Source organism: Sphingomonas morindae, from assembly GCF_023822065.1.
Classification (GTDB): domain Bacteria; phylum Pseudomonadota; class Alphaproteobacteria; order Sphingomonadales; family Sphingomonadaceae; genus Solisphingomonas; species Solisphingomonas morindae.
Genome location: NZ_CP084930.1, coordinates 1,539,874 through 1,562,667, shown reverse-complemented (window position 1 = coordinate 1,562,667; position 22,794 = coordinate 1,539,874). Strand labels below are relative to the sequence as shown.

Genomic DNA, 22,794 nt, shown 5'->3' with positions numbered 1-22,794 from the left:
TGCGCACCGGCCCGGCCCGGATGCCGGGATCGGCCGCGATGATGCGAGGATGTGGAAACTGGAGCGGGCGAAGGGATTCGAACCCTCGACCCCAACCTTGGCAAGGTTGTGCTCTACCCCTGAGCTACGCCCGCTCTGGCGCCCGCCGCGAGGCGCTGCCCCGCGGTGAGGTGGCGCTCTTAGCCCGCACCCTTTCGCACCGCAAGAGGATTCGAAGGAAAAAACGCAAGGCTTGGCAGGCGGCCCGGCGCGCCCACATAAGGGCCGCCGAACAGACGGAGGATGACAGTGGCGACCCTGGGGATGAGCGCGGCGGATCGGGCGGCGGTGGACGCCTTCAAGCGCGACGTGGTGGAACCCTCGATGACCCAGCTCGTCATCGTCGACTTCTGGGCCGAATGGTGCGGCCCGTGCAAACAGCTCGGTCCGGTGATCGAGAAAGTGTGCGCGGCCTATGCCGATCGCGGCGTGAAGCTGGTCAAGATCGATGTCGACAAGGACAAGTTCATCGCGGCCCAGTTCCGCGTCCAGTCGATCCCGACGGTCTATGCGCTGTTCCAGGGCCAGCCCGTCGCCGATCTCAGCCAGGCGCGGACCGAGGGGCAGCTGACCCGGATCCTCGACCAGCTGCTCGCCCAATTGCCGATCCAAAGCGAGGGCGCCGATCTCGCCGCCGAAGTGGCCGATTACATCGCCATGGCCGAGGAGGTGCTCGCCGCCGGCGATGCCGAGCGCGCGCTCGGCATTCTCGATCAGGTCGCCGAGATGGCACCCGAGGACGCCGCCGCCGTCGCCGCGCGCGGACGCGCGCTGCTGGCGCTCGGCCGGGTCGACGAGGCCGAGGCGGCGATTGACGCGCTGCCCGAGGCCAAGGCCAAGGATCCCGCGCTGGCGCAGCTGCGCGCGGCGCTGGCGCTTGCCCGCGAGGCCGGTCCGGCGGGCGATATCGCGCAGCTGCGCGCCGCCGCCGATGCCGCGCCCGAGGATCTCGGCCGCCGCTTCGATCTCGCCCAGGCGCTGATGGCGGCGGGCGATCGCGACGGCGCGGCCGATGCGCTGCTCGCCATCATCGCCGCCGATCGCGGCTGGAACGAGGGCGCCGCCAAGGACAAGCTGCTCACCCTGTTCGCGGCGGTGGGGCTGGAGGATCCCTGGGTGTCGGCGCAGCGCCGCCGGCTCTCCGCGATCCTCTTCACCTGACCCGCAGCGGCGCGCCCGGTGGTCCGGCTCTCGATCTTCCCGCTGGCGGGCGCGCTGCTCTTTCCGCGCGCGCACCTGCCGCTGCACATTTTCGAGCCGCGCTACCGCGCGCTCGTCAGCGACGCGATGGCGCGCGACCGCCGCATCGGCATGATCCAGCCGCGCGGCGAGGGCGCGCGGCCGCCGCTGTTCGAGGTCGGCTGTGTCGGCCACATCATCGACGTGCAGGCGCTGGAGGATGGCCGCTTCAACCTGATCCTCGAGGGGCGCACCCGCTTCCGCATGCTCCGCGAACTCGATGTCGCCACGCCCTTCCGCCAGATCGAGGCCGATACCGACAGCTTCGCCGCCGATGCCGGCGACGCCGGCACGCTGGCGATGATGCTGCGCGCCGATATCGAGCGCGAGGCGCGGCGCTTCGCCGAGCAGCGCGGCTATGTGATCGACTGGGACGCGGTGAGCCGGCTGGACGATGAATCGCTGGTGAGCGCGGTGGCGCAGGTCGCCCCCTTCGATGTCGCGACCAAGCAGGCGCTGCTCGAGGCGTCCGGGCTGGCGGAGCGCGCCGAGCTTGTCGCCCAGCTGCTCCGCTTCTTCCGCCTGGGCGACAATGAGGAAGGCGGCACGCTGCAATGAGCGGCGGCTTCGATCCCGCGCTGCTGGCGGTGCTGGTCTGCCCCGTGACGCGCACGCCGCTCCGCCACGAGCCCGCCGCCGGACTGCTGATCTCGGACGCCGCGGGCCTCGCCTATCCGATCGTGGCGGGCGTGCCCGTGCTGCTGGTGGAGGCGGCGCGGCCGCTGCCGCCGCGCTCCGACCCCGCTTAGCTTAGCCCCGCCCGCCCGGCGCCGGCGCCGGCTAGGCGCGCCCGGCTTCGCTGCTATGCTCTTCGCTTTGCGAGGAGTTGCGTGGTGTGACCGCCTTTGATCCCGATGCCGCCACAGCCGCCTATCTGGCGACGCTGCCGGCCGCCGCCCATGCCAAGGCGCTCGCCTATACACGCGGCAGCGAATGGCTGATCTTGTGGAACTGGGCGGCGGACATGCTCGCCGCCTGGCTGATCCTGAAGAGCGGCATGCTCGCGCGGCTGCGCACCCGCTTCGCGGCGCGGCCCAATCGCGCCGCCTGGCTGGTGGCGCTGGTCTATTATCTAGCGGCCTTCGCGCTGACCCTGCCCTGGGCCGTCTATGCGCAATGGGCGCGCGAACGCGCCTATGGGCTGAGCACGCAGGGCTTTGGCGGCTGGCTGGGCGATGCGCTGCTCTCGACCGCGATCTCGGCGCTGGTGCTGAGCCTGGTGGCCATCGCCGTCTACGCGCTGATGCGCCGCACCCCGCGCCGCTGGTGGGCCTGGTCGGGCCTGGTCGTGGCCGCGATGGTGGTGGTGCTGCTGGTGATCGGGCCGGTCGCCATCGAGCCCCTGTTCAACCGCTACCGGCCCGCGCCGCCGGGACCGACGCGCGACGCGATCGTGGCGCTGGCGCAGCGCGCCGGCGTGCCTTCGGACAAGATCCTCGTCTATGACGGGTCCAAACAGTCCGAGCGCTACACCGCCAATGTCTCCGGCCTGTTCGGCACCGCGCGCGTGGCGATGAGCGACACCATGACCAAGCAGGGCGCCGACCTCGCCGAGGTGCGCGGCGTGGTGGGCCATGAGATGGGGCATTACCGCCATTATCACGCGCTGATCGGCGCGCTGGTGATGAGCCTGATCGCGGTCGCGCTGCTCTGGGGCACCGACCGGCTGTTCGCGCCCGCCGCCCGGCTGCTGGGCGCGCGCGGGCTGGGCGGCATCGCCGATCCCGCCGGGCTGCCGGTGCTGGTGATGGTGGCGCTGACGCTGGGGCTGATCGCGACGCCGCTGATGAACGGCTGGACGCGCACCCAGGAAAGCGACGCGGATCGCTTCTCACTCCGGGTGGCGCACGAGCCCGACGGCCTCTCGCGCGCGCTGGTCAAGACGATCGCCTATCGCGCGGCGACGCCCAATCCGATCGAGGAGATGCTCTTCTACGATCATCCGAGCGTCGCGCGGCGGATTCATGCGGCGATGCTGTGGAAGGCGCGGCATCCGGACGAGGTGGGCCGCTGATCGCGGCGGCGCCGACATGAACGGCCGTTGCACGGGCCATTCAGCCCGGCCTCAGCCCGACTCCGCTAGACCCGGACCATCGACCAAGAGAGGTCGCGGAAAGGATCAGGACGATGGCACGCAAGATCATGATGGGCATGGCGCTGGCGGCCAGCGTCGCGGCGGCGGCGGTTCCCGCGGCGGCGATCGCGCAGCCCGGCTGGGGCGGCTATGGCTATGACCAGGGCTATTACGGCGATCGTGGCTATGACCGGCGCGCCTATGACGGGCGCGGCGCCTATGATCGCGGCTATTATGCGCGCGGCGGCTATGACCGGGGTGGCGGCTATTATCGCCGGTCCGACTATCGCTATCGCTGCCACCGCGATGGCACGACCGGCGCGGTGATCGGCGCGATCGCGGGCGGCCTGCTTGGCAATGGCCTGGCGGGCTATGGCGACCGCACGCTGGGCACGGTGCTGGGCGGCGGCGCGGGCGCGCTGGCGGGCCGGGCGATCGAGCGGTCGGGCAATAATTGCTGAGGGACGCGCGCGGGACCGGAGCGATCCGGCCCCGCGCCCCGCCTAGAGCGGCTGGCCCTGTAGCAGCCGGGGGAGCGCGCCGGTTTCGCCGCGCGCCTCGGCCATGAAGAAATCCTTGAGCGGCGAGATCCGCTCGACCATGCGGACGCCGAGGCGGCGCACGCGGCTGGCCGCCGATCCGCCGATGCCGAACAGGCGCACAAAGCCGTCGGTGGCGGCGGCGACCATGAAGCTGTCCAGCCCGCGCCAGCGATCATAGCGGGCGAGCAGCGTGGCATCGCCGAGATCGAGCCCGAGCCGTGCGCCCTCCACCAGCACCTCCGCCAGCGCCGCGACATCGCGGAAGCCGAGATTGACGCCCTGGCCCGCGATCGGGTGGATGCCGTGGCCGGCATCGCCGACCAGCGCCAGCCGCTCCGCCGTGAGCTGCGCGGTGCGGTGATAGCCGAGCGGGTAGCTCGAGAGCGGGGAGGCGAGGGTGATGCGGCCGAGCAGCCCGTCCAGCCGCTTCTCGGCCTCGGCGACGAAGGCGCGCGGGCTGAGCGAGAGAAGGGCATCGGCATCGCGCTCCTCCACCGTCCAGACGAGCGCCGACCGATGGCCGCCGCGCATCGGCAGCAGCGCGAAGGGGCCGGCGGGATAGAAAAGCTCGTGCGCCGTGTTGCGGTGGTGCTGCTCGTGATCGAGCATGCCGATCATGCCGCGATGATCGTAGCGCCAGCGCGCCACCGGAATGCCCGCCTGCTCGCGCGTCGGCGAGGCGCGGCCCTCGGCGCCGATCAGCAGCGCGCCCGACAGGTGCTGGCCGGTATCGAGCGTGACGCGCACCCCCGCCGCATCCCGCTCCACCGCGACGGGGCGGGCGGGGGTGAAGAGGGTGACGCCCTCGGCCTCGGCGGCGGCCTCGCGCAGCGCGACGCGCATGATCCGGTTCTCGACCATCTGGCCGAGCGGCCCGTCATTCTCGAGATCGGGCTGGAAGGCGAGCAGGTTGCGGACGCCCTGCTCGCCCACCTCGATGCGCTCGATCGGATTGGCGTGGGGCAGCAGCCGGGGGGCGACGCCGATCGCCTCCATCAGCCGCCACGAGCTGCTGGCGACCGCGGTGGCGCGGCCATCGGCGCGGAGATCGCGGACCGCGTCGAGCGGGGCGGGATCGACCAGCGCGCTGCTGATCCCGTTGTGCGCCAGCGCCACCGCCAGGGCGCAGCCGACCAGCCCGGCTCCCAGGATGATGACGTCGCTTCGCGCTTCCACCGCATTCGCCTTTCGTAGATCCGCCGTCGCCTTAGCGCCTCGAACCCGCCGCCGCCACCTTCGGCTCGCCCGAGGCGCGGTTGAACTGTAGGAACATTTAGGGCACGACCGAGGCGAGACGGGCAGCAAGAGCGGACGGGACGGGCATGGCGACGAGCATGGCAGGCAAGACGCCGGCATGGCGGGAGCGGGCCGGGGCGGCGGCGGCGCGCGGCGGCGCGGCGGCGCTGGGCGCCACCATCATCGGCCTGGCGCTGCTCTTCGCGGCGGCGCTCGCCAGCTATGCGCGCACCGATCCGGCGATCAACACCGCCGCCGGCGGGCCGATCACCAACTGGATCGGCACGCCCGGCGCGCTCGCCGCCGATGCCGCGCTGACGCTGTTCGGGCCGGCGGCGCTGGCGCTGATCCCGATCATGCTGGTGCCTGGGCTGCGGCTGATGCGCGGCCGCGATTCGGGGCGCTGGGGCCGCGCGCTGCTGCTGACGCTGGTGGCGATGGCGCTGGCCGGCACCGCCGCCGCCCTGTTCCACGATCAGACCTCGCTGGTGCTGCCGGCGGGCTGGGGCGGCGCGCTGGGCCTGGGCGGCGCGAGCCTGATCGGACGCGGCATCGCCGCGCTCGGCGGCGCGGGCATGGCGGCGCCGCTGCGCTGGGCGGCGATCCTGCTCACCGGCCTTGGCGGGCTGGGCCTGTGGCTGAAGGCGATCGGCCTGGAGGCCGACGAGCGCGACTGGCTGGCGCGCGCCGGCATCGCCTCCGCGCGCCCGCTGGCGCGGGTGGCGCGGCGCGGCGGCCGGGGCGGCGCGGCCTGGGAGGGCGAGGCGGACGCGGACATGGCGGACGGCGCCGACCTGCCCTGGGCCGAGGATGACGAGGAGCCCGACGAGGCCGACACCAGCCGCCCCGCGCCGGCGATCCGCCCCGCGCGCGACGCCGCCAAGCCCGCCGCCAAGCCGCCCGTGATCGCCGAGCGCGGCCCCGCCACCGCGACCCGCCGCACCGACGGCGAGCGCCAATCCTCGCTCGACCTGCGCGACAAATATCGGCTGCCGCCGCTCGACCTGCTGGCGCCCGTGCCCGAGAGCAGCGGCCCCGCGATCGACAAGGCGGCGCTGGAGCGCAATGCCCGGCTGCTGGAGACGGTGCTCGACGACTTCCATGTGAAGGGCAATATCGTGGAGGTGCGCCCGGGCCCGGTCGTCACCATGTACGAGCTAGAGCCCGCGCCCGGGATCAAGGCGAGCCGGGTGATCGCGCTGGCCGACGATATCGCGCGCAACATGTCGGCGCTGTCGGCGCGCGTCGCCACCATCGCGGGCCGCACCGTGATCGGCATCGAGCTGCCCAATGCGCGGCGCGAGGCGGTGATGCTCTCCGAGCTGGTGGCGAGCCAGGCCTATGCCGACCATGCCGCGCAGCTGCCGATCATCCTCGGCAAGAATATCCAGGGCGATCCGGTGATCGCCGATCTGGCGCCGATGCCGCATCTGCTGGTGGCGGGCACCACCGGCTCGGGCAAATCGGTGGGGCTCAACTGCATGATCCTGTCGCTGCTGTACCGGCTGACGCCGGACCAGTGCCGGATGATCATGATCGATCCCAAGATGCTGGAACTCAGCATCTATGACGACATCCCCCATCTTCTCTCGCCGGTCGTGACCGAGCCCGCCAAGGCGGTGCGCGCGCTGAAATGGGCGGTGGAGCAGATGGAGGAGCGCTACCGCATGATGGCCTCGGTGGGCGTGCGCAGCCTCGCCTCCTTCAACGACAAGGTGCGGCTGGCCAAGGCCAAGGGCCAGCGGCTCGGCCGCCGCGTGCAGACGGGCTATGACGCCGAGAGCGGCCATCCCCTGTACGAGGAGGAGGAGCTGGATTTCGAGGCGCTGCCGCAGATCGTGGTGATCGTCGACGAGCTGGCCGACCTGATGATGACGGCGGGCAAGGAGGTGGAATTCCTCATCCAGCGGCTGGCGCAGAAGGCGCGCGCCGCCGGCATCCACCTCATCATGGCGACGCAGCGCCCCTCGGTGGATGTCATCACCGGCGTCATCAAGGCGAACCTGCCGACGCGGATCAGCTTTTCGGTGACCTCCAAGATCGACTCGCGCACCATTCTGGGCGAGCAGGGGGCCGAGCAGCTGCTCGGCAAGGGCGACATGCTGTACATGCCCGGCGGCAAGCAGATCGCCCGCGTCCATGGCCCCTTTGTCAGCGACGAGGAGGTGCGCGCGATCGCCGACCATTGGCGCGGACAGGGCAAGCCCGACTATATCTCGGCGGTGACCGAGGAGCCCGAGGATGGCGGCTTCGCGCTGGACGGCGCCCCGGCCGACGACGATTCGCCCGACGCCGCGCTCTACCGCAAGGCGGTGCAGGTGGTGGCCGAATCGCAAAAGGCCTCGACCAGCTATGTCCAGCGGCAGCTGCGGATCGGCTATAATTCGGCGGCGCGGCTGATCGAGCGGATGGAGCGCGAGGGCAAGGTGGGCAGCCCCGACCATGTGGGCCGGCGCGAGGTGCTGATCGATCGAGACGGTCAATCAGTTTAAGAGGGAATATAGTATTTTAGCGCTATTGAGCCGGAGCCGGCGCAACTCTAAGCACGCCGGCCGCACGCCCCTTTCAGGCGTATGGGACGAGGGGCATGGAATGGGTAGGGACGGTAAGGCGCGCTATTGCCTGAGCCTGTTGATCACGGCGGACGAGCTGCTTCTGGAACTGGGTGAAACCGTGCTGTCGGCGCATCTCTCGCTGGTGATCGAGCGGCTGCGCGATTCGATCGGCGGCGTCGAGGCCGGCTTCAGCCCGCAATAGGCGGAAGCGTATCGAACAGGCCGTTCATCCGGGCCACCGCCTGTTCGCTCAACGCCACATAGATGCGCCGCCGATCCACCGGATCATGCTGCCGCTCGATCAGGCCGCGCTCGGTCAAAGCCTTGATCCAGCGCAAGGCGGTCGTCTGCGGAACGGCGGAAGCGATGCACAGGCTCGACACGCCGACGCGTACCTGCCGCGCGCGGGCGACGTAGAGATCGAGCATCATGTCCCATGCCGGATCGGCGAACAGATCGGTCGGCAGGAAGCGCTGGCGCGCGCGCCGCGTGGCGAGCACATGCTCGGCCAAGGCGAGGCGTCGAACGCCGACATCGCTGTCTGTCCCCGCGTCACTGCCACCCCGCGGCGCGTCCTGGCGCTGCTGTCCCACTCTCGCCCCCAGGCCTACGCATACAAGCGGCTTCTTCTGGCAGCAATTGTTCGGGACCTGAAACGCTTTCGCCGCACGGAACGCCGATATTCGCCAAATCGGACGAATTTTACGGCCGCCTCGCCGGAGCGGATCGCAGAAGGACAGGGAGGGTTCACACCCGGTTCAAAGCGGGTGCGACAGGGCGCCCTTTACGATTTGGAGTTGCCGATGTCCTTTCGCCTGTCCCTCCCGCTGTTCGCCGCGCCGCTGCTGATCGCGGCCGCGCAGCCCGATCTCGCGCCCGTGCAGCAGCATCTGCGCGCGGTGAAGACGATGACCGCCGACTTCACCCAGACCGACAAAAATGGCCGCACGCTTTCGGGCACGCTCCAGCTGTCGCGCCCGGGGCGGATCCGCTTCCAATATGAGAAGGGCGTGCCGCTGCTCGTGGTGGGCGACGGCAAGGCGCTGACGATGATCGATTATCAGGTGCGGCAGGTGACGCGGTGGCCGATCGGCAAGACGCCGCTGGCGCTGCTGCTCGACCCCGATCGCGACACCGCCGGGGTGGTGAAGACGGTGCCTTCGGGCAATCCGAACGAGCTGCTGATCGAGGGGCGCGATCCCAAGCATCGCGAATATGGCACCATCACCGTCGCCTTCCGCCGCGACGCCACGGCGCCGGCGGGGCTGAGCCTGGAAGGCTGGACGGTGCTCGACGCGCAGAACAACCGCACCACGGTGCGGCTAAGCCATGCGCGCTTCAACGTGCCCATTCCCGACAGCGCCTTCCGCTGGACCGATCCGCGCCCGCAGGGGCCGCGGCACTGACGACGAGCCGTGAATTGCTGCCGATGAGGCGATTTTTGTAACTAGATCAAGGCTGACTGTTCATATTGGCGACAGCAAGCCGGGTCTAGTTCCTGTCCGTGGTCGCGGGGCCAGCCGGAATTCCCCCTGTTATCCGGCTTTCCCACCCCGTGACCGCCTGCGTGACGAACGCTAGGTCGGCCCTCGCTCCATGCCCCCGGAGCGAGGGCCTTTCTGTTGCGGGATGCTGGCGAAGCCGGGAGCGGCAAGCTACATCCGCCCGGCCATGACTCAGCGCGTCACCATCGCCTCCTGGAACATCAACTCCGTCCGCTTCCGCCTCGAGGCGGTCGAGCGCTTCCTGCGCGAGGCCGCGCCCGATATCCTCTGCCTGCAGGAGACCAAGGTGGAGGACGGGCTGTTCCCGCATCCGCTGTTCGAGCAGCTCGGCTATGGGCATCGCGCGATCAAGGGGCAGCGCATGCATCATGGCGTAGCCATTCTCAGCCGCCTGCCGCTGGCCGATCATGGCCATCATGACTGGCAGGATAATGGCGAGGCGCGCCATATCGGCGTGCGGCTGCCGGGCGGGGTGCGGCTGGAGAATGTCTATGTGCCGGCGGGCGGCGATGTGCCGGATGTCGACGCCAACCCCAAATTCGCGCAGAAGCTCGCCTTCATCGAACGGATGACGCGCTGGTCCGAAGCGCTGACCGAGCCGACGCTGATCGTGGGCGATTTCAACATCGCGCCGCTGGAGAGCGATGTGTGGAGCCATAAGCAGCTGCTCGATGTGGTGAGCCATACGCCGATCGAGGTGGAGGCGCTGGGCCGGCTGCAGGCGGCGCATGGCTGGGTGGATCTGGGCCGCCGCTTCCACCCCGCGCCCGCCCGGCTTTTCACCTGGTGGAGCTATCGCGCCAAGGATTGGGCGGCGTCGGATCGCGGCCGGCGGCTGGACCATATGTGGGCGAGCCCCGCGGTGGCGGAGACGGCGGTGGCGCATCATGTGTACGAACCCTGCCGCGCCTGGCTCAAGCCTTCGGATCATATCCCGATCCTGACCGAGTTCGCCTGGTGAGCGGCCTGCGCGATGTCGCGCGCGCGATCGACGCGGCGCGGCGCGGCTGGCCGCTGGTGATCCAGGGCGCGGCGCGCGCGCTCTCGCTGCTGCCGGTGGAGAGCGCGGATAGCGGCCGGCTGGCGGAGTTCCTCGCCGGGGGCGCGGCCGATCTGCTCCTCTCGGCGGAGCGCGCGGCGACGCTCAAGCTCGGCAACCAGCGCGAGGCGGCCGGCGGCGGGGCGGTGCGGATCGCGCACGCGCCATGGCTCGATCTCGACGCGGCGGTGGCGCTGGCGGACCCTGCGCGCGATCTCGCGACGCCGCTCAAGGGGCCTTATCGCGCGATCGCGCCCGGGGCGGAGGATGCCGCCGGGGCGGCGATCAAGCTCGCGCGGCTGGCGGGCCTGCTGCCGGCCTTTTTCGTGCGCGACGGCACGACCCCCGATGCCCCCGCGCCGGGCGCGGCGGCGGTGGCGGCCTATGATTCGCCGGGCCGGCTGGTGATCGCCTCGCGCGCGCGGCTGCCCGTGGCGCAGGCGGAGCAGGCCGAGATCGTCGCCTTCCGCTCGGCCGACGAGGCGGTGGAGCATGTCGCGCTGGTGATCGGCGCCCCCAATGGCGCGCCGCCGCTGGTGCGGCTGCACAGCGAATGCCTGACGGGCGATGTGTTCGGCTCGCTCAAATGCGATTGCGGCCCGCAGCTCGACGCCGCGCTCGCGCGCATCGCCGCGCAGGGCTGGGGCGTGCTGCTCTATCTGCGGCAGGAGGGGCGGGGGATCGGGCTGGTCAACAAGCTGCGCGCCTATGCGCTGCAGGATCAGGGCTTCGACACGGTGGACGCCAATGTGCGGCTCGGCTTCGCGATCGATGCGCGCGACTTCGGCGTGGCGGCGCGCATGCTGGAACTGCTCGGCCAGCGCCGGATCCGGCTGCTCACCAACAATCCCGCCAAGGTGGCGGGGCTGAGCGCGGCGGGCATCACCGTGGAGGAGCGGGTGGCGCACGCCATGGCGCCCAATCCGCATAATCACGGCTATCTCGCCACGAAGCGCGATCGCACCGGCCATATGCTGTGATCTACCGGGCCGATCCCGCGCGGCTGCGGCTTTCGGGCGGCGCGCTCGACGTGCCGTGCCGGATCGGGCGGGGCGGTGCGTGCCCGGCTGCGGACAAGCGCGAGGGCGACGGGTGTACGCCGCTCGGCCGTTGGCCGATCCACGGCGCGCTGATCCGCCCCGATCGCGGGCTGCGTCCGCCCGCCGGGCTGGCCTGGCGCTGGCTGCGGCGCGACGATGGCTGGTCCGACGATCCGCGCGATCCGGCCTATAACCGGCCGGTGCGCCATCCCCATGGCTTTTCGGCCGAGCGGCTGTGGCGCGAGGATGGGCTGTACGACGCGATCCTATGGCTCGGCCATAATGACGCGCCGCCGCGCCCGGGGGCGGGGAGCGCGATCTTCCTCCATTGCGCCGAAGGGCCGCACACCGAGGGCTGTGTCGCGATCGACCATGACGCCATGGCGCGGCTGCTGGCCAGTCTGGCGGCGGGCGATGCGCTGCTGATCGGCTAGGCGCGCGCTCAGGGCCGCAGGATCGAGGCGCCCTGCGTCTCGCGGGCCGCGAGCGCGCGGTGCGCCTCGGCGGCATCGGCCAGCGCGAAGCGGCGGCCGATCGCCAGCGGCACCGAGCCCTGCGCCACCATCTCGAAGAGGCGGCCGCAGCCCTGCTCGAGATCGGCGCGCGTGGCGAGATAGTCGCCCAGCGTCGGGCGGGTGAGGAAGAGCGAGCCGCCGCGCATCAGCGCGAGCGGGGCGATGGCGGGGGCGGGCCCCGAGGCATTGCCGAAGCTCACCAACAGGCCGCGCCGCGCGAGCGCGCCGAGCGACGCCTCCCAGCTCGCCGCGCCCACGCCATCGAAGACGGTGCGGACGCCGGCGCCGCCGGTGGCGTCCTTCACCGCTTCGGCCAGATCCGCGAAGGCGCAGGACAGCGCGACCTCGGCGCCCGCCGCACGCGCGCGCGCCGCCTTGTCCGCATGGCCGGCATGGGCGATGACCCGCGCGCCGATCGCCGCGAGCCAGGGCACGAGCAGCGAGCCGACGCCGCCGGCCGCCGCATGCACCAGCACCCATTCGCCCTTCTGGACGCGGGCGCAGCGCTCCACCAGCATTTCCACGGTGCAGCCCTTGAGCAGAATGGCGGCGGCGTCTTCGCTGGACAGGCTTTCGGGCAGGCGGACGAGGCGGTCCGCCGCGATCAGTCGGTGCGTGGCATAGGCGCCGCTTCCGCCCTGGGGATAGCCGACGCGATCGCCCGGCCGGAACAGCGTGACGCCATCGCCCACGGCGCGCACCACGCCCGCCGCCTCGCTGCCCGGCACCAGCGGCAGCGGCGCGGGATAGAGGCCGCTGCGCTGATAGATGTCGATGAAGTTGAGGCCGATCGCCTCCTGCTCGAGCAGCACGTCACCGGGGCCGGGCGCGCCGGGATCGAACGTCTCGCGCTCCAGCACCTCGGGGCCGCCGGGCTGCCGCACCACCATCCGCCACGCCATCACGCCGTTCCTCCTGAAGTCGCTCCTGGCTATCATGGCGCGCGGGGCGGATGCCAGAAGCTTGGAAGCGGTCGCGCACTCGTCTACAAGGCCAGTTCCGCCGGAGCGCCCCCGTATGAAAATCAGCGTAGATGTCGATTGCACCCCGGAAGAGGCGCGCCGCTTCATGGGACTGCCCGATATGAGCAGCGTCCACGAAGCCTATCTGTCGCGGATGCGGCAGGCGATCGAGCAGGGGCTCACCCCCGATACGGTGCAGGCGATGATGCAGGCCTGGGCGCCGATGGGCGAGGCGGGGCTCAATCTCTGGCGTGGCCTGTTCGAGCAGATCGGTGGCGGCGGCGGCAGCAAATAAGGGCGGCTTCGACACCATCTACGCGCTATCGAGCGGGCGACCGCCGGCGGCGATCGCGGTGGTGCGGATCAGCGGGCCGGAGGCGGCGGCGACGCTGCGCGCCTTGGCCGGCCGGGTGCCGGTGCCGCGCACGGCGTGCCTCGCCCGGCTGCGCGATGCGGCGGGCGCGACGCTGGACCATGGCTTGACGCTGTGGTTTCCCGGCCCCGCGAGCGCGACGGGCGAGGATCTTGCCGAGCTTCACCTCCATGGCGGCCGCGCGGTGGTGGACGCCGTGCTGCGCACGCTGGCGGCGCGCGGGCTGCGCATGGCCGAGCCGGGCGAATTCACGCGCCGCGCGCTTATCCATGGCCGGCTCGATCTCGCCGAGGTGGAGGGGCTGGGCGATCTGCTGAGCGCCGAGACCGAGATCCAGCGGGTGGAGGCGCTGCGACGCGCCGAGGGCCAGCTCGGCCGAGCGTTGCGCGGCCTGGCGGACGCGCTCGTCGCGCTCGCCGCCATGATCGAGGCGCGGATCGATTATGAGGAGGCGCAGGCGCTGGACGGCGTGGAGACGGACGGCGCACTGCACGCACTCTCCGCCCGGCTCGACGCGCTGCTCGCGGCGCCGCCGGTGGAGCGGCTGCGCGAGGGCGTGCGCATCGCCATCGCCGGCCCGCCCAATGCCGGCAAATCCTCCTTGTTCAATGCCCTGCTGGCGAACGACGCGGCGATCGTCTCGCCGATCGCGGGAACGACGCGCGACGTGCTCGAGCGGCCGGTGGCGATCGCGGGCATACCCTGTTTGCTGCTCGACACGGCCGGGCTGCGCGAGGCCGAGGATGCGGTGGAGCGGATCGGGATCGAGCGGGCGCGGGCGGCGCTCGCCTCCGCCGATCTCATCCTCGATCTGGCCGAGACCGTTCCCGAGAGCGCCGCGCGGATCGCCGTGCAGGGCAAGGCCGATCTCGTGCCGCCGATCGCTGGGCGGCTGGCGGTGAGCAGCCGCACCGGTTCGGGGCTCGACACGCTGCTCCAGACGATCGCATCGCGCGCGGCGGCGCTGCTGCCCGGACCGGATCAGATCGGGCTGGAGGCGCGCTATCGGGTGGCGCTCGAGACGGTGCGGGGCGCGCTTGACGCCGCGCGGGCGACATCCGACTTGGTGCTCCAGGCCGAGCATGTCCGCGTCGCGCGCGAAACGCTCAACCGGCTGACCGGCGGCGCCGATATCGAAGCCATGCTCGACGCGCTGTTCGGGCGCTTCTGTTTGGGGAAGTGATGTTCCACGTGAAACAGGCTTATGACGTGATCGTGGTCGGCGGCGGCCATGCCGGCTGCGAGGCGGCACGCGCGGCCGCCGCGTCTGGGTGCGACACGCTGTTGCTGGCGCTGGATCTCGCGGGGGTGGGCGCGATGTCGTGCAACCCGGCCGTTGGCGGCGTGGGCAAGGGCCATCTCGTGCGCGAGGTCGATGTCTTTGGCGGGTTGATCGCCGCCGCGGGCGACGCGGCCGCGATTCACTATCGCATGCTCAATGCGAGCAAGGGCAAGGCGGTGCAGGGCCCGCGCGTTCAGGCGGACCGGCGGCTGTTCCGCGCGGCGGTGCGCACGCGGCTCGATGCACTGGAGGGGCTGACGCTCGCGGCGGGGGAGGTGGTCGACCTGAGCCTCGCGGGTGGCGCGGTCGCGGGCCTCGTGCTCGCCGACGACACGCGCCTCGCGGCGCGGGCGGTAATTCTCGCCACCGGCACCTTTCTGGGCGGGCGGCTTTTCCGAGGGGAGGAGAGCTGGGCGGGCGGGCGGATCGGTGAGGCCGGCGCGCAGCCGCTGGCGCTTCGCCTTGCCGATCTCGGCGTCGCCACCGGTCGGCTGAAAACGGGGACGCCGCCGCGCCTCGACGGTCGCACGATCGACTGGTCGCGGTTGGCCCGACAGCCATCGGACGCGGAGCCGTGGACGCTCTCCGCCGAGACCGAGCGTCGGACCGCGCCCCAGCTCTTCTGCGGGATCACCCGCACCACGATTGAGACGCACGACATCATCCGCGCCAATCGCGACCGCTCGCCTCTGTTCGCGGGTGCGATCGAGGGGCGGGGGCCGCGCTATTGCCCCTCGATCGAGGATAAGGTGGTGCGGTTCGGGGACCGCGACGGGCATCAGATCTTCCTCGAGCCCGAGGGTCTGGATGATCCGCTGATCTACCCCAATGGCATTTCCACATCGCTGCCCGAAGATGTGCAGCGCGCCTTTGTGCGCTCCATCCCCGGCCTCGAACACGCGGAAATCGCGGTGCCCGGCTATGCGGTGGAATATACGCATATCGATCCGCGTCAGCTGGATCGCAGCCTCGCCTTGCGGTCGCTGCCCGGCCTCTTCTGCGCGGGCCAGATCAACGGCACGACCGGCTATGAGGAGGCGGCAGCGCAGGGGCTGGTGGCCGGGCTTGCAGCGGCGGCGCGCTGCCAGGAGCGCGCTGCGCCCGACTTTGCGCGGGCGGACTCCTATATCGGCGTACTGGTCGACGACCTCACGGTGCAGGGCGTGAGCGAGCCGTACCGGATGCTGACGGCGCGTGCCGAGCATCGGCTTCACCTTCGCGCCGACAATGCCGAGGCGCGGCTCGGGGCGATGGCACTGGCGCTGGATGTGCTTCCCGAGGCGCGCGCGACGGCGCTGAAGGCGCGCACCGATCTGCGCGCGGCACTGGCGGCGGGGCAGGCGATCGACGCGCCCGCCGCGTTGCGTGAGGAGATCGATGCGGATCGTCTCTATGCGCCCTATGTCGAGCGGCAGCGGCTGGAGGCGGATCGGCTCCGCGCCTCGTCGGTGACGATCCCGGCCGACTTTGCCTATGGTGCAGTGGCGGGGCTTTCGGGCGAGATGGTCGAGCGGCTGAGCCAAGCGCAGCCCGACAGTCTGGCGCAGGCCGCGCGCATTCCGGGCGTGACCCCGGCGGCGCTGACCGCGCTGCTAGCGGCGTGCCGGCGGCGCGCGGCATGACTGTTCCACGTGAAACATCGGCCAAGCTCACGGCGCTTAAGGCGCTGATTCTGGACGAGGCGACCCGGCAGAATCTCATTTCCGCCGCCACCATCCCGCTGTTCGAGACGCGGCATATCGCCGATTCGCGCCAATTGCTCCGCTGGCTCCCCGAGGGACCGCTGATGGATATCGGATCGGGCGCGGGTCTGCCGGGGCTGGTGCTGGCCTGCCTTCGCGACGATCCCGTCCATCTGGTCGAGCCGCGCGCGCGGCGCGTCGCCTTTCTCGAACAGGCGCGCGCGGCGCTTGGTCTCGATCATGTCGTCATCCATCGCTGCAAGGTAGAGCGGGTGACACTGCCTGCCTTGGCCGGGATCACGGCGCGGGCGGTGGCGGCGCTGCCGACGCTCTTCGCGATCGCGGCGCACCTGTCCGACGAAAAGACGCGATGGGTGCTTCCAAAGGGACGATCGGCGCACGCGGAACTGGAAGAAGCGCGCCGGACATGGCAGGGTAGCTTCAAGCTCGTACCCAGCGAAACCGATGCGGAAGCCTCCATCATCGTCGCGCACGGGGTTCGACGGAGATCCTGATACCATGATCTGCATCGCAGTCGCGAATCAGAAGGGCGGCGTCGGCAAGACCACGACCGCGATCAACATCGCCACGGCGCTGGCGGCCACCGGCCTGCGCGTGCTGGTGATCGATCTCGATCCGCAGGGCAATGCCTCGACCGGCTTCGGCATCGATCAGGCGGCGCGGGTGCATAGCAGCTATGATCTGCTGGTGGGCGCCGCGAGCGTGGAAGAGGCGGCGATCGCGAGCCGCGTGCCGCGGGTGGACGTGGTGCCCTCGACGGTCGATCTGTCCGGCGCCGAGATCGAGCTGGTCGATATGGAGCGCCGCGCGCATCGCCTGCAGATGGCGATGGAGGCGGCGCCCGCCGGCCGCTGGGACGTGGCACTGATCGACTGCCCGCCCTCGCTCGGCCTGCTGACGGTGAATGCGATGAGCGCGGCGGCGTCGCTGCTCGTGCCGCTCCAGTGCGAGTTCTTCGCGCTCGAAGGGCTGAGCCAGCTGCTCCAGACGATCGAGCGGGTGCGCGCGCGTTTCAATCCGCATCTCCAGATCCTCGGCGTGGCGCTCACCATGTATGATCGCCGCAACCGGCTTTCGGAGCAGGTGGCGGACGATGTGCGCGCCTGTTTGGGCACGCTGGTGTTCGAAACCGTCATCCCCCGCAATGTCCGCCTCTCCGAGGCGCCCAGCCATGGAATTCCCGCCCTGATCTACGATCATCGCTGCACCGGATCCGAAGCCTATATCGCGCTCGCGCGCGAGCTGATGGGGCGCCTGCCGCGTCCGGAACGCGCCGCCGCATGAGCGAGGCGCAGCGCAAGCGGCCGGGCGGGCTGGGGCGGGGGCTTTCGGCGCTGCTGGGCGACATCCAGCCCGTCACCGAGAGCGGCGCGCCGGTGGAAGGCGTGCGGCCGATCCCGATCGCGGACATCAAGCCGCATCCCGACCAGCCGCGCCGACATTTCGACGAGGCCGCGCTGACCGAATTGGCCGAGTCGATCGCGGCGCGGGGCGTGCTCCAGCCGATCGTGGTGCGGCAGGTCGGCACGGGCTATCAGATCGTCGCGGGCGAGCGGCGCTGGCGCGCGGCGCAACGGGCGCGGCTGCACGAGATCCCGGCGCTGGTGCGCGAGCTGACCGATTCGGAAACGCTCGAGATCGCGATCATCGAGAATATCCAGCGGCAGGAGCTCAACGCGGTCGAGGAGGCCGAAGCCTATCAGCGGCTGATGCGCGAGTTCGGCCATAGCCAGGAGAGCCTCGGCCAGTTCGTCGCCAAATCGCGCAGCCATGTCGCCAATATGCTGCGGCTGCTCGACCTGCCCGAGGGGGTGCGGCGACAGCTGCTCGAGGGCGCGCTGACCATGGGCCATGCGCGCGCGCTCATCACCGCCGACGAGCCCGAGCGGCTCGCGGGCGAGGTGGTGCGGCGCGGCCTGTCCGTGCGCGAGACCGAGAAGCTCGCCCGCACCGCCAAGGGCAAGCCAGCGCGCACCAAGGCGCGCGCCGCCCCGCCCGAGGCGAGTGGCGACGCCGATATCCTCGCGCTGGAGCGGCAATTGGGCGACATGCTGGGCCTGGCGGTGCGCATCGGCCATGGCGCCGAGGGCGGGCAGGTGACGATCAGCTATGCCTCGCTCGACCAGCTCGACATGATCTGCCAGCGGCTGAGCGGCGAGCGCTTCTGATCAGCGGCGGCGCATGCCGCGCGCGATGGTGAAGAGCAGCTGATCGGCCGCGACCGGACCGGGCCCGCGGCTGGATTTGAGCGTGCGCTCCAGCGCGGCGAAGCGCTCGATCGCGGCGGCGATGCGCGGCGGCGACCAGCGGGGCAGGGCCAGCGCGAGCGCGTCCTTGTCGCGCCAGTGGAGGAAGCGCGCGGCCTTCTCCACCGCCGCCTTGGGCGCGGCGCCGGCCTCCATCTCCGCGCGCGCCTGCGCCATCGGCAGGAGCCGGCGCAGCGCGGCGCGGACCAGCGGAATGCCATCCTGCCCCTCGGCGGCGGCGCGGCTCAGCTCGCGATCGAGCAGCCGCGCCTCGCCCGCGAAGAGCGCATCGAGCAGGCGGCTGGTGTCCGCCTCGCCGGCATCGACGCCGATCGCATCGAGATCGGCATGGCCCGCCTCGCGTGGACGATCGGGCGCGGCGTCCAGATAGAGGGCGAGCTTGAGGATCTCGGAAGCGAGGATGGCGCGATCCGAGGCGCAGGCATCGACCATACGCCGCGCCAGATCCGCATCGATGGCGAGCCCCGCCTCGCGCGCCAGCGCCACCGCCAGCCGCGCGAGATCGGCCTCCTCGGGCGCGTAGGACGCGAAGACGAGGGCATTGCGCGCGGCGTCGAGCAGCTTGACGAGGCGGGCGTCCTTCTTGAGCGCGCCCGCGATCAGCAGCACCGGATTGCCCGCCGCGGGCGCCTCCAGCAGCGCCTCCACCGCCGCGACGCTCTCCTCGCCGGCGGCCTCGACGCGGATGAAGCGGCGGCCGCCGAACAGCGAGTTCGAGGCCGCTTCGTCCGCGAGCAGCGCGGGATCCGCCTTGAGCTGCGCGCCCGTGACATCGATCCGCTCCGCCTCCGATCCGAGCGCCGTCGCCAGCGCCGCGCCGAGCGCGCGCGAGCCGCTCTCGTCGGGGCCGTAGAGGAGATAGCATCGCACCGCCGGATCGGGCGCGGCGAGCGCGCGCTCCATCTCCCCGCGCTTGCGGAGCGTCGTCACTCCTTGGCGCGCGTCCGCCGCGCGAACAGGGCGACGCGGGCGACGATCTGATCCGCGACCTCGCCTGTGAGATTTTCGAGCGCGGTCTGCTCGGCGGCGAGGGTGGAATAGTCGGAACTGGTGACGTCGATGCCGACGTCCGACCCGGCGGTGGCGTCGAGCACGACGCTGCTCGCCGCTTCGGTATCGACCAGCCGGAAGCGGGCGCGCAGCGAGCGCCGCTCGCGCGTGACGGCGTTGCGATCGTTGATGCCGAGGCCGATCACCGAATCGTCCAGCTCGACTTCGAGCCGGTAGCGGGGCGCGCTCTTCGCCACCGCGCCCAGGCGATCGGCCAGAGCGGCGCGCATCAGCCAGCCCGTCTGGCCGCCGCCGATCGGCGCCACCTCGACCTGGCCGAGCGCCTGCCCCACGGGGCCGGCGCTGCCGCCGCCATAGAGCGGGTGCAGGCCGCAGCCGGGCAGGGCCAGCATCAACGCGAGGGCGGCGCGGCGCCTCACGCGACGAGGTTCACGAGCCGATCGGGCACGACGATCACCTTGCGGGGCTCCTTGCCATCGAGGCAGGCGAGAATCTTCTCGGAGGCGCGCGCCATCGCCTCCAGCGCGGCCTTGTCGGCGCCCTTGGGTGCGGTGAGCGTATCGCGGAGCTTGCCATTGACCTGGACGGCGATGGTGACTTCCTCGTCCACCAGCAGCGCCGCGTCCACTTCGGGCCAGGGCGCGTCGACGATCAGCCCCTGATGGCCGCGCGCCGCCCAGGCTTCCTCGGCGAGATGCGGGATCATCGGCGCGACCAGGCGCAGCAGCGTATCGATGGCGGTGGTGCGCGAGGCGCTGGCCTCGGCCTTCTCGATAGCGCTCACCAGCTCGTAGAGCTTGGCCACCGCCTTGTTGAAGGAGAGCGAGTCGATATCGTCGGCGACGCCGGCGATGGTGCGATGCAGACGGCGATCCAGCGCCGCATCCGCGCCGGTGGCGGGCGCGCGGTCGGTGGCGAGGCGCCAGACGCGCTGCACGAAGCGCCACGCGCCTTCGATGCCCGCCTCGGACCATTCGAGATCGCGCTCGGGCGGGCTGTCCGACAGCATGAACCAGCGCACCGCATCGGCGCCATATTGATCGACGATCGGCGCCGGATCGACCGTGTTGCGCTTCGACTTGGACATTTTCTCGACGCGGCCGAGCGTGACGGGCTCGCCCGTCGCGATCACCTGGCCGTCCCGAATCTCGTCCGGGGCGAGCCAGCGGCCATCGGGGGCCTTATAGGTCTCGTGCGTCACCATGCCCTGGGTGAACAGGCCGGTGAAGGGCTCGGCGATGTCGAGCTTGCCGATGCGCTTGAGCGCGCGGGTCCAGAAGCGCGCATAGAGGAGGTGGAGGATGGCATGCTCCACCCCGCCAATATATTGGCCGACCGGCAGCCATTGCGCGGCGCGCGCGGGATCGAACGGGCGATCCTCGGGCTGGCTGGCGAAGCGGATGAAATACCAGCTGGAATCCGCGAAGGTATCGAGCGTGTCGGTCTCCCGCCGGGCGGGCGCGCCGCAGATCGGGCAGGGGACATGCTTCCAGCTCGGATGACGGTCCAGCGGATTGCCGGGCACATCGAAGCTGACATCCTCGGGCAGGCGGATCGGCAGCGACTCCCTGGGCACCGGCACCGGGCCGTGGGTCTCGCAATGGATGATCGGGATCGGCGTGCCCCAATAGCGCTGGCGCGACACGCCCCAATCGCGCAGCCGCCAGACGGTGGTGCCGGCGCCCCAACCCTGCGCCTCGGCCCAGCCGATCACCATGGCCTTGGCCTCGTCGATGCCGAGACCATCCAGCGCCCGCGAATGCACCAGCGTGCCGGGACCGGTATAGGCCTCGTCCAGGATCGGCGCGTCCGCCTCGGCCGGGCTCGCGGCGACGACGCGGGTGACGGGCAGCGCATATTTGCGCGCGAAATCGAGATCGCGCTGATCATGACCGGGCACGCCCATGACCGCGCCCGTGCCATAGCCCATCAGCACGAAATTGGCGACGAAGACGGGGAGCGTCCAGCTCGGATCGAGCGGATGGACGACGGAGAGGCCGGTGTCATAGCCCTTCTTCTCGGCGGTCTCGATCTCGGCGGTGGCGGTGCCCGTCTGCCGGCATTCCTCGGCAAAGGCCGCGAGCGCGGCATCCTCGGCGGCGAGCGCCAGCGCGAGCGGATGATCGGCCGCGATGGCGACGAAGCTGGCGCCGTAGATCGTGTCGGGCCGGGTGGAATAGACCTCGATCGCCTCGGCCGCCGGCACGGGCGTGGCCAGGCGGAAGCGGAAGCGCAGCCCGCGCGACCGCCCGATCCAATTGGCCTGCATCAGCTTGACCTTGTCCGGCCAGTGGCTGAGCGTCTCGAGCCCGTCGAGCAGTTCCTCGGCGAAATCGGTGATGCGCAGGAACCATTGGTTGAGCTTGCGCCGTTCCACCGGCGCACCCGAGCGCCAGCCGCGGCCATCGATCACCTGCTCATTGGCGAGCACGGTGTGATCGACCGGATCCCAATTGACCTCGCTCTCCTTGCGATAGACGAGGCCGGCCTCGAGCATATCGAGGAACAGCGCCTGTTCCTGGCCGTAATAATCCGGCTCACAGGTGGCGATCTCGCGGCTCCAATCGAGCGCGAATCCCAGCCGGCGCAGCTGCGCCTTCATGCTGGCGATATTCTGCCGGGTCCATTCGCCGGGATGGACCTTGCGCTCCATCGCGGCATTTTCGGCGGGCATGCCGAAGGCGTCCCAGCCCATGGGGTGAAGCACCTCGAAGCCCCGCATCCGCCGGAAGCGCGCGAGCACATCGCCCATGGTGTAGTTGCGGACATGCCCCATATGGATGCGCCCCGAAGGATAGGGGAACATCTCAAGAACATAGCTTTTCGGCCGGGGCGACTCATCATTGGCGCGGAAGGAGTGCGCCTCGTCCCAGGCACGCTGCCACCGGGCGTCGGCGGCAAGCGGGTTGTAGCGCTTCTCCATGCCCGCCGCCGGATCAGCCCGAGATCACGCCGCGACGAAGATCGCGCGCGCGGCCGAGGATGATCTCCTCGAGGCGCTGCGTGGTCTGCGCAGCGACGGGAGCGTTGACCCAATTGCCGCCCTGGTTGACCTGCCGCGAGGCCGCGACGCGGATCGCATCGGCGCGCAGATCCTGATCCAGCACGGTGACCGTGAGCTTCATCCGCTCGGTGGGCGTGTTGGGATTGGTGTACCAGTCCGTCACGATCACACCGCCGTTCGAATCGACCTGGGCGAGCGGCATGAACGAAACCGTATCGAGCGAGGCGCGCCACAGATAGGCGTTGACGCCGATCCGGGTGACCTTGGAGGCAGCGATATCGGCGCTCGCGCTCTTGGGCTGTTTATGGCCGCAGCCGGCGAGCAGCAAAGCGAGGCCAAGCGCGCCGCCGATCGGGCGCAGGGAGCGGGAGCAAGCGAGCATCGTCAGGTGCCTTTGGGCCGGGGAAC

At 70.9% G+C, this 22,794-nt stretch carries 24 protein-coding genes and 1 tRNA gene; 17 read left to right on the top strand and 8 right to left on the bottom strand.

The window, feature by feature from the left end; all coding sequences use genetic code 11:
- Window positions 1-59: 59 nt before the first annotated feature.
- Window positions 60-134 (bottom strand) — tRNA-Gly (locus tag LHA26_RS07635).
- A gap of 154 nt (window positions 135-288) precedes the next feature.
- Between LHA26_RS07635 and LHA26_RS07630 the strand changes: the two genes are divergently transcribed.
- From LHA26_RS07630 to LHA26_RS07610, 5 genes are all read left to right on the top strand, one after another.
- Window positions 289-1,200: a tetratricopeptide repeat protein gene (locus LHA26_RS07630; protein WP_252168319.1), complete on the top strand. Its 912-nt coding sequence runs from the start codon at window positions 289-291 to the stop codon at window positions 1,198-1,200.
- An 18-nt stretch (window positions 1,201-1,218) separates the two neighbouring features.
- On the top strand, window positions 1,219-1,836 hold the full coding sequence (locus LHA26_RS07625; RefSeq protein ID WP_252168113.1) for an LON peptidase substrate-binding domain-containing protein: 618 nt from the start codon (window positions 1,219-1,221) through the stop codon (window positions 1,834-1,836).
- Window positions 1,833-2,027 carry a Trm112 family protein gene (locus LHA26_RS07620; protein ID WP_252168112.1) on the top strand — a complete coding sequence of 65 codons (195 nt, stop codon included), beginning with the start codon at window positions 1,833-1,835 and terminating at the stop codon, window positions 2,025-2,027. The genes LHA26_RS07625 and LHA26_RS07620 overlap by 4 nt, the downstream gene beginning before the upstream one ends.
- An 86-nt stretch (window positions 2,028-2,113) precedes the next feature.
- Complete coding sequence (locus LHA26_RS07615) at window positions 2,114-3,292, top strand: M48 family metalloprotease (RefSeq protein ID WP_252168111.1); 1,179 nt, start codon at window positions 2,114-2,116, stop codon at window positions 3,290-3,292.
- Window positions 3,293-3,405: 113 nt separating this feature from the next.
- Complete coding sequence (locus tag LHA26_RS07610; protein WP_252168110.1) at window positions 3,406-3,813, top strand: glycine zipper 2TM domain-containing protein; 408 nt, start codon at window positions 3,406-3,408, stop codon at window positions 3,811-3,813.
- Window positions 3,814-3,855: 42 nt separating this feature from the next.
- Here LHA26_RS07610 and LHA26_RS07605 read toward each other — a convergent pair whose 3' ends face one another.
- The gene (locus LHA26_RS07605) at window positions 3,856-5,070 is read right to left on the bottom strand and encodes a UbiH/UbiF/VisC/COQ6 family ubiquinone biosynthesis hydroxylase (protein ID WP_252168109.1); all 1,215 of its coding nucleotides are present in this window, start codon (window positions 5,068-5,070) and stop codon (window positions 3,856-3,858) included.
- 158 nt (window positions 5,071-5,228) lie between these two features.
- On the opposite strand from LHA26_RS07605, the gene LHA26_RS07600 reads away from it, so the two are divergent.
- Both LHA26_RS07600 and LHA26_RS07595 read left to right on the top strand, forming a co-directional pair.
- On the top strand, window positions 5,229-7,622 hold the full coding sequence (locus LHA26_RS07600) for an FtsK/SpoIIIE family DNA translocase (RefSeq protein WP_252168108.1): 2,394 nt from the start codon (window positions 5,229-5,231) through the stop codon (window positions 7,620-7,622).
- Window positions 7,623-7,722: 100 nt separating this feature from the next.
- Window positions 7,723-7,887, top strand: a complete 165-nt coding sequence (locus LHA26_RS07595; RefSeq protein WP_252168107.1) for a hypothetical protein — start codon at window positions 7,723-7,725, stop codon at window positions 7,885-7,887.
- Here the strand turns inward: LHA26_RS07595 and LHA26_RS07590 are convergent.
- Window positions 7,874-8,278: a winged helix DNA-binding protein gene (locus tag LHA26_RS07590; protein ID WP_437441240.1), complete on the bottom strand. Its 405-nt coding sequence runs from the start codon at window positions 8,276-8,278 to the stop codon at window positions 7,874-7,876. The two genes, LHA26_RS07595 and LHA26_RS07590, sit on opposite strands and share 14 nt — an antisense overlap.
- Window positions 8,279-8,488: 210 nt before the next feature.
- Here LHA26_RS07590 and LHA26_RS07585 point away from each other — a divergent pair, with 210 nt between their 5' ends.
- The 4 genes from LHA26_RS07585 (at window position 8,489) to LHA26_RS07570 (ending at window position 11,703) form a co-directional block, all read left to right on the top strand.
- Complete coding sequence (locus LHA26_RS07585; protein ID WP_252168106.1) at window positions 8,489-9,091, top strand: LolA family protein; 603 nt, start codon at window positions 8,489-8,491, stop codon at window positions 9,089-9,091.
- A gap of 265 nt (window positions 9,092-9,356) precedes the next feature.
- Complete coding sequence (locus LHA26_RS07580) at window positions 9,357-10,151, top strand: exodeoxyribonuclease III (protein WP_252168105.1); 795 nt, start codon at window positions 9,357-9,359, stop codon at window positions 10,149-10,151.
- Complete coding sequence (gene ribA / locus LHA26_RS07575) at window positions 10,148-11,209, top strand: GTP cyclohydrolase II (RefSeq protein ID WP_252168104.1); 1,062 nt, start codon at window positions 10,148-10,150, stop codon at window positions 11,207-11,209. Before LHA26_RS07580 ends, ribA begins: the two co-directional genes overlap by 4 nt.
- Entirely contained in the window at window positions 11,209-11,703 is a 495-nt protein-coding gene (locus LHA26_RS07570) for a L,D-transpeptidase family protein (RefSeq protein WP_437441250.1), read from the top strand. Before ribA ends, LHA26_RS07570 begins: the two co-directional genes overlap by 1 nt.
- A gap of 8 nt (window positions 11,704-11,711) precedes the next feature.
- On the opposite strand, the gene LHA26_RS07565 is transcribed toward LHA26_RS07570, so the two are convergent.
- Window positions 11,712-12,686: a quinone oxidoreductase family protein gene (locus LHA26_RS07565; protein ID WP_252168102.1), complete on the bottom strand. Its 975-nt coding sequence runs from the start codon at window positions 12,684-12,686 to the stop codon at window positions 11,712-11,714.
- A 115-nt stretch (window positions 12,687-12,801) separates the two neighbouring features.
- Here LHA26_RS07565 and LHA26_RS07560 point away from each other — a divergent pair, with 115 nt between their 5' ends.
- From LHA26_RS07560 to LHA26_RS07535, 6 genes are read left to right on the top strand one after another with little or no spacing between them, the layout of a single operon-like run.
- Window positions 12,802-13,041: a DUF6489 family protein gene (locus LHA26_RS07560; protein ID WP_252168101.1), complete on the top strand. Its 240-nt coding sequence runs from the start codon at window positions 12,802-12,804 to the stop codon at window positions 13,039-13,041.
- Window positions 13,019-14,302, top strand: a complete 1,284-nt coding sequence (gene mnmE / locus LHA26_RS07555) for a tRNA uridine-5-carboxymethylaminomethyl(34) synthesis GTPase MnmE (protein WP_252168100.1) — start codon at window positions 13,019-13,021, stop codon at window positions 14,300-14,302. The genes LHA26_RS07560 and mnmE overlap by 23 nt, the downstream gene beginning before the upstream one ends.
- The gene (mnmG, locus tag LHA26_RS07550; protein WP_252168099.1) at window positions 14,302-16,023 is read left to right on the top strand and encodes a tRNA uridine-5-carboxymethylaminomethyl(34) synthesis enzyme MnmG; all 1,722 of its coding nucleotides are present in this window, start codon (window positions 14,302-14,304) and stop codon (window positions 16,021-16,023) included. Before mnmE ends, mnmG begins: the two co-directional genes overlap by 1 nt.
- Window positions 16,020-16,598, top strand: coding sequence for a 16S rRNA (guanine(527)-N(7))-methyltransferase RsmG (rsmG, locus tag LHA26_RS07545; RefSeq protein WP_252168098.1), 579 nt, complete (start codon window positions 16,020-16,022; stop codon window positions 16,596-16,598). The genes mnmG and rsmG overlap by 4 nt, the downstream gene beginning before the upstream one ends.
- A 4-nt stretch (window positions 16,599-16,602) precedes the next feature.
- On the top strand, window positions 16,603-17,388 hold the full coding sequence (locus LHA26_RS07540; protein ID WP_252168097.1) for a ParA family protein: 786 nt from the start codon (window positions 16,603-16,605) through the stop codon (window positions 17,386-17,388).
- Window positions 17,385-18,272: a ParB/RepB/Spo0J family partition protein gene (locus LHA26_RS07535; RefSeq protein ID WP_252168096.1), complete on the top strand. Its 888-nt coding sequence runs from the start codon at window positions 17,385-17,387 to the stop codon at window positions 18,270-18,272. The genes LHA26_RS07540 and LHA26_RS07535 overlap by 4 nt, the downstream gene beginning before the upstream one ends.
- Here LHA26_RS07535 and holA read toward each other — a convergent pair whose 3' ends face one another.
- The 4 genes from holA to LHA26_RS07515 are packed head-to-tail and all read right to left on the bottom strand — an operon-like array spanning window position 18,273 to window position 22,768.
- The gene (gene holA / locus LHA26_RS07530; protein WP_252168095.1) at window positions 18,273-19,274 is read right to left on the bottom strand and encodes a DNA polymerase III subunit delta; all 1,002 of its coding nucleotides are present in this window, start codon (window positions 19,272-19,274) and stop codon (window positions 18,273-18,275) included.
- A gap of 23 nt (window positions 19,275-19,297) precedes the next feature.
- Entirely contained in the window at window positions 19,298-19,801 is a 504-nt protein-coding gene (gene lptE / locus LHA26_RS07525; protein WP_252168094.1) for an LPS assembly lipoprotein LptE, read from the bottom strand.
- The gene (gene leuS, locus LHA26_RS07520) at window positions 19,798-22,305 is read right to left on the bottom strand and encodes a leucine--tRNA ligase (RefSeq protein WP_252168093.1); all 2,508 of its coding nucleotides are present in this window, start codon (window positions 22,303-22,305) and stop codon (window positions 19,798-19,800) included. The genes lptE and leuS overlap by 4 nt, the downstream gene beginning before the upstream one ends.
- A gap of 13 nt (window positions 22,306-22,318) precedes the next feature.
- Window positions 22,319-22,768, bottom strand: a complete 450-nt coding sequence (locus LHA26_RS07515; protein WP_252168092.1) for a DUF3576 domain-containing protein — start codon at window positions 22,766-22,768, stop codon at window positions 22,319-22,321.
- Window positions 22,769-22,794 lie beyond the last annotated feature (26 nt).

Bases quoted from the DNA above. Each gene is read 5' to 3' on its own strand.
- LHA26_RS07620 (WP_252168112.1), top strand. From the start codon at position 1,833: ATGAGCGGCGGCTTCGATCCCGCGCTGCTGGCGGTGCTGGTCTGCCCC.
- LHA26_RS07610 (WP_252168110.1), top strand. From the start codon at position 3,406: ATGGCACGCAAGATCATGATGGGCATGGCGCTGGCGGCCAGCGTCGCG.
- LHA26_RS07600 (WP_252168108.1), top strand. From the start codon at position 5,229: ATGGCAGGCAAGACGCCGGCATGGCGGGAGCGGGCCGGGGCGGCGGCG.
- LHA26_RS07595 (WP_252168107.1), top strand. From the start codon at position 7,723: ATGGGTAGGGACGGTAAGGCGCGCTATTGCCTGAGCCTGTTGATCACG.
- LHA26_RS07585 (WP_252168106.1), top strand. From the start codon at position 8,489: ATGTCCTTTCGCCTGTCCCTCCCGCTGTTCGCCGCGCCGCTGCTGATC.
- LHA26_RS07580 (WP_252168105.1), top strand. From the start codon at position 9,357: ATGACTCAGCGCGTCACCATCGCCTCCTGGAACATCAACTCCGTCCGC.
- LHA26_RS07565 (WP_252168102.1), bottom strand. From the start codon at position 12,686: ATGGCGTGGCGGATGGTGGTGCGGCAGCCCGGCGGCCCCGAGGTGCTG.
- LHA26_RS07560 (WP_252168101.1), top strand. From the start codon at position 12,802: ATGAAAATCAGCGTAGATGTCGATTGCACCCCGGAAGAGGCGCGCCGC.
- mnmG (WP_252168099.1), top strand. From the start codon at position 14,302: ATGTTCCACGTGAAACAGGCTTATGACGTGATCGTGGTCGGCGGCGGC.
- rsmG (WP_252168098.1), top strand. From the start codon at position 16,020: ATGACTGTTCCACGTGAAACATCGGCCAAGCTCACGGCGCTTAAGGCG.
- LHA26_RS07540 (WP_252168097.1), top strand. From the start codon at position 16,603: ATGATCTGCATCGCAGTCGCGAATCAGAAGGGCGGCGTCGGCAAGACC.
- LHA26_RS07535 (WP_252168096.1), top strand. From the start codon at position 17,385: ATGAGCGAGGCGCAGCGCAAGCGGCCGGGCGGGCTGGGGCGGGGGCTT.
- holA (WP_252168095.1), bottom strand. From the start codon at position 19,274: ATGGAGCGCGCGCTCGCCGCGCCCGATCCGGCGGTGCGATGCTATCTC.
- leuS (WP_252168093.1), bottom strand. From the start codon at position 22,305: ATGGAGAAGCGCTACAACCCGCTTGCCGCCGACGCCCGGTGGCAGCGT.
- LHA26_RS07515 (WP_252168092.1), bottom strand. From the start codon at position 22,768: ATGCTCGCTTGCTCCCGCTCCCTGCGCCCGATCGGCGGCGCGCTTGGC.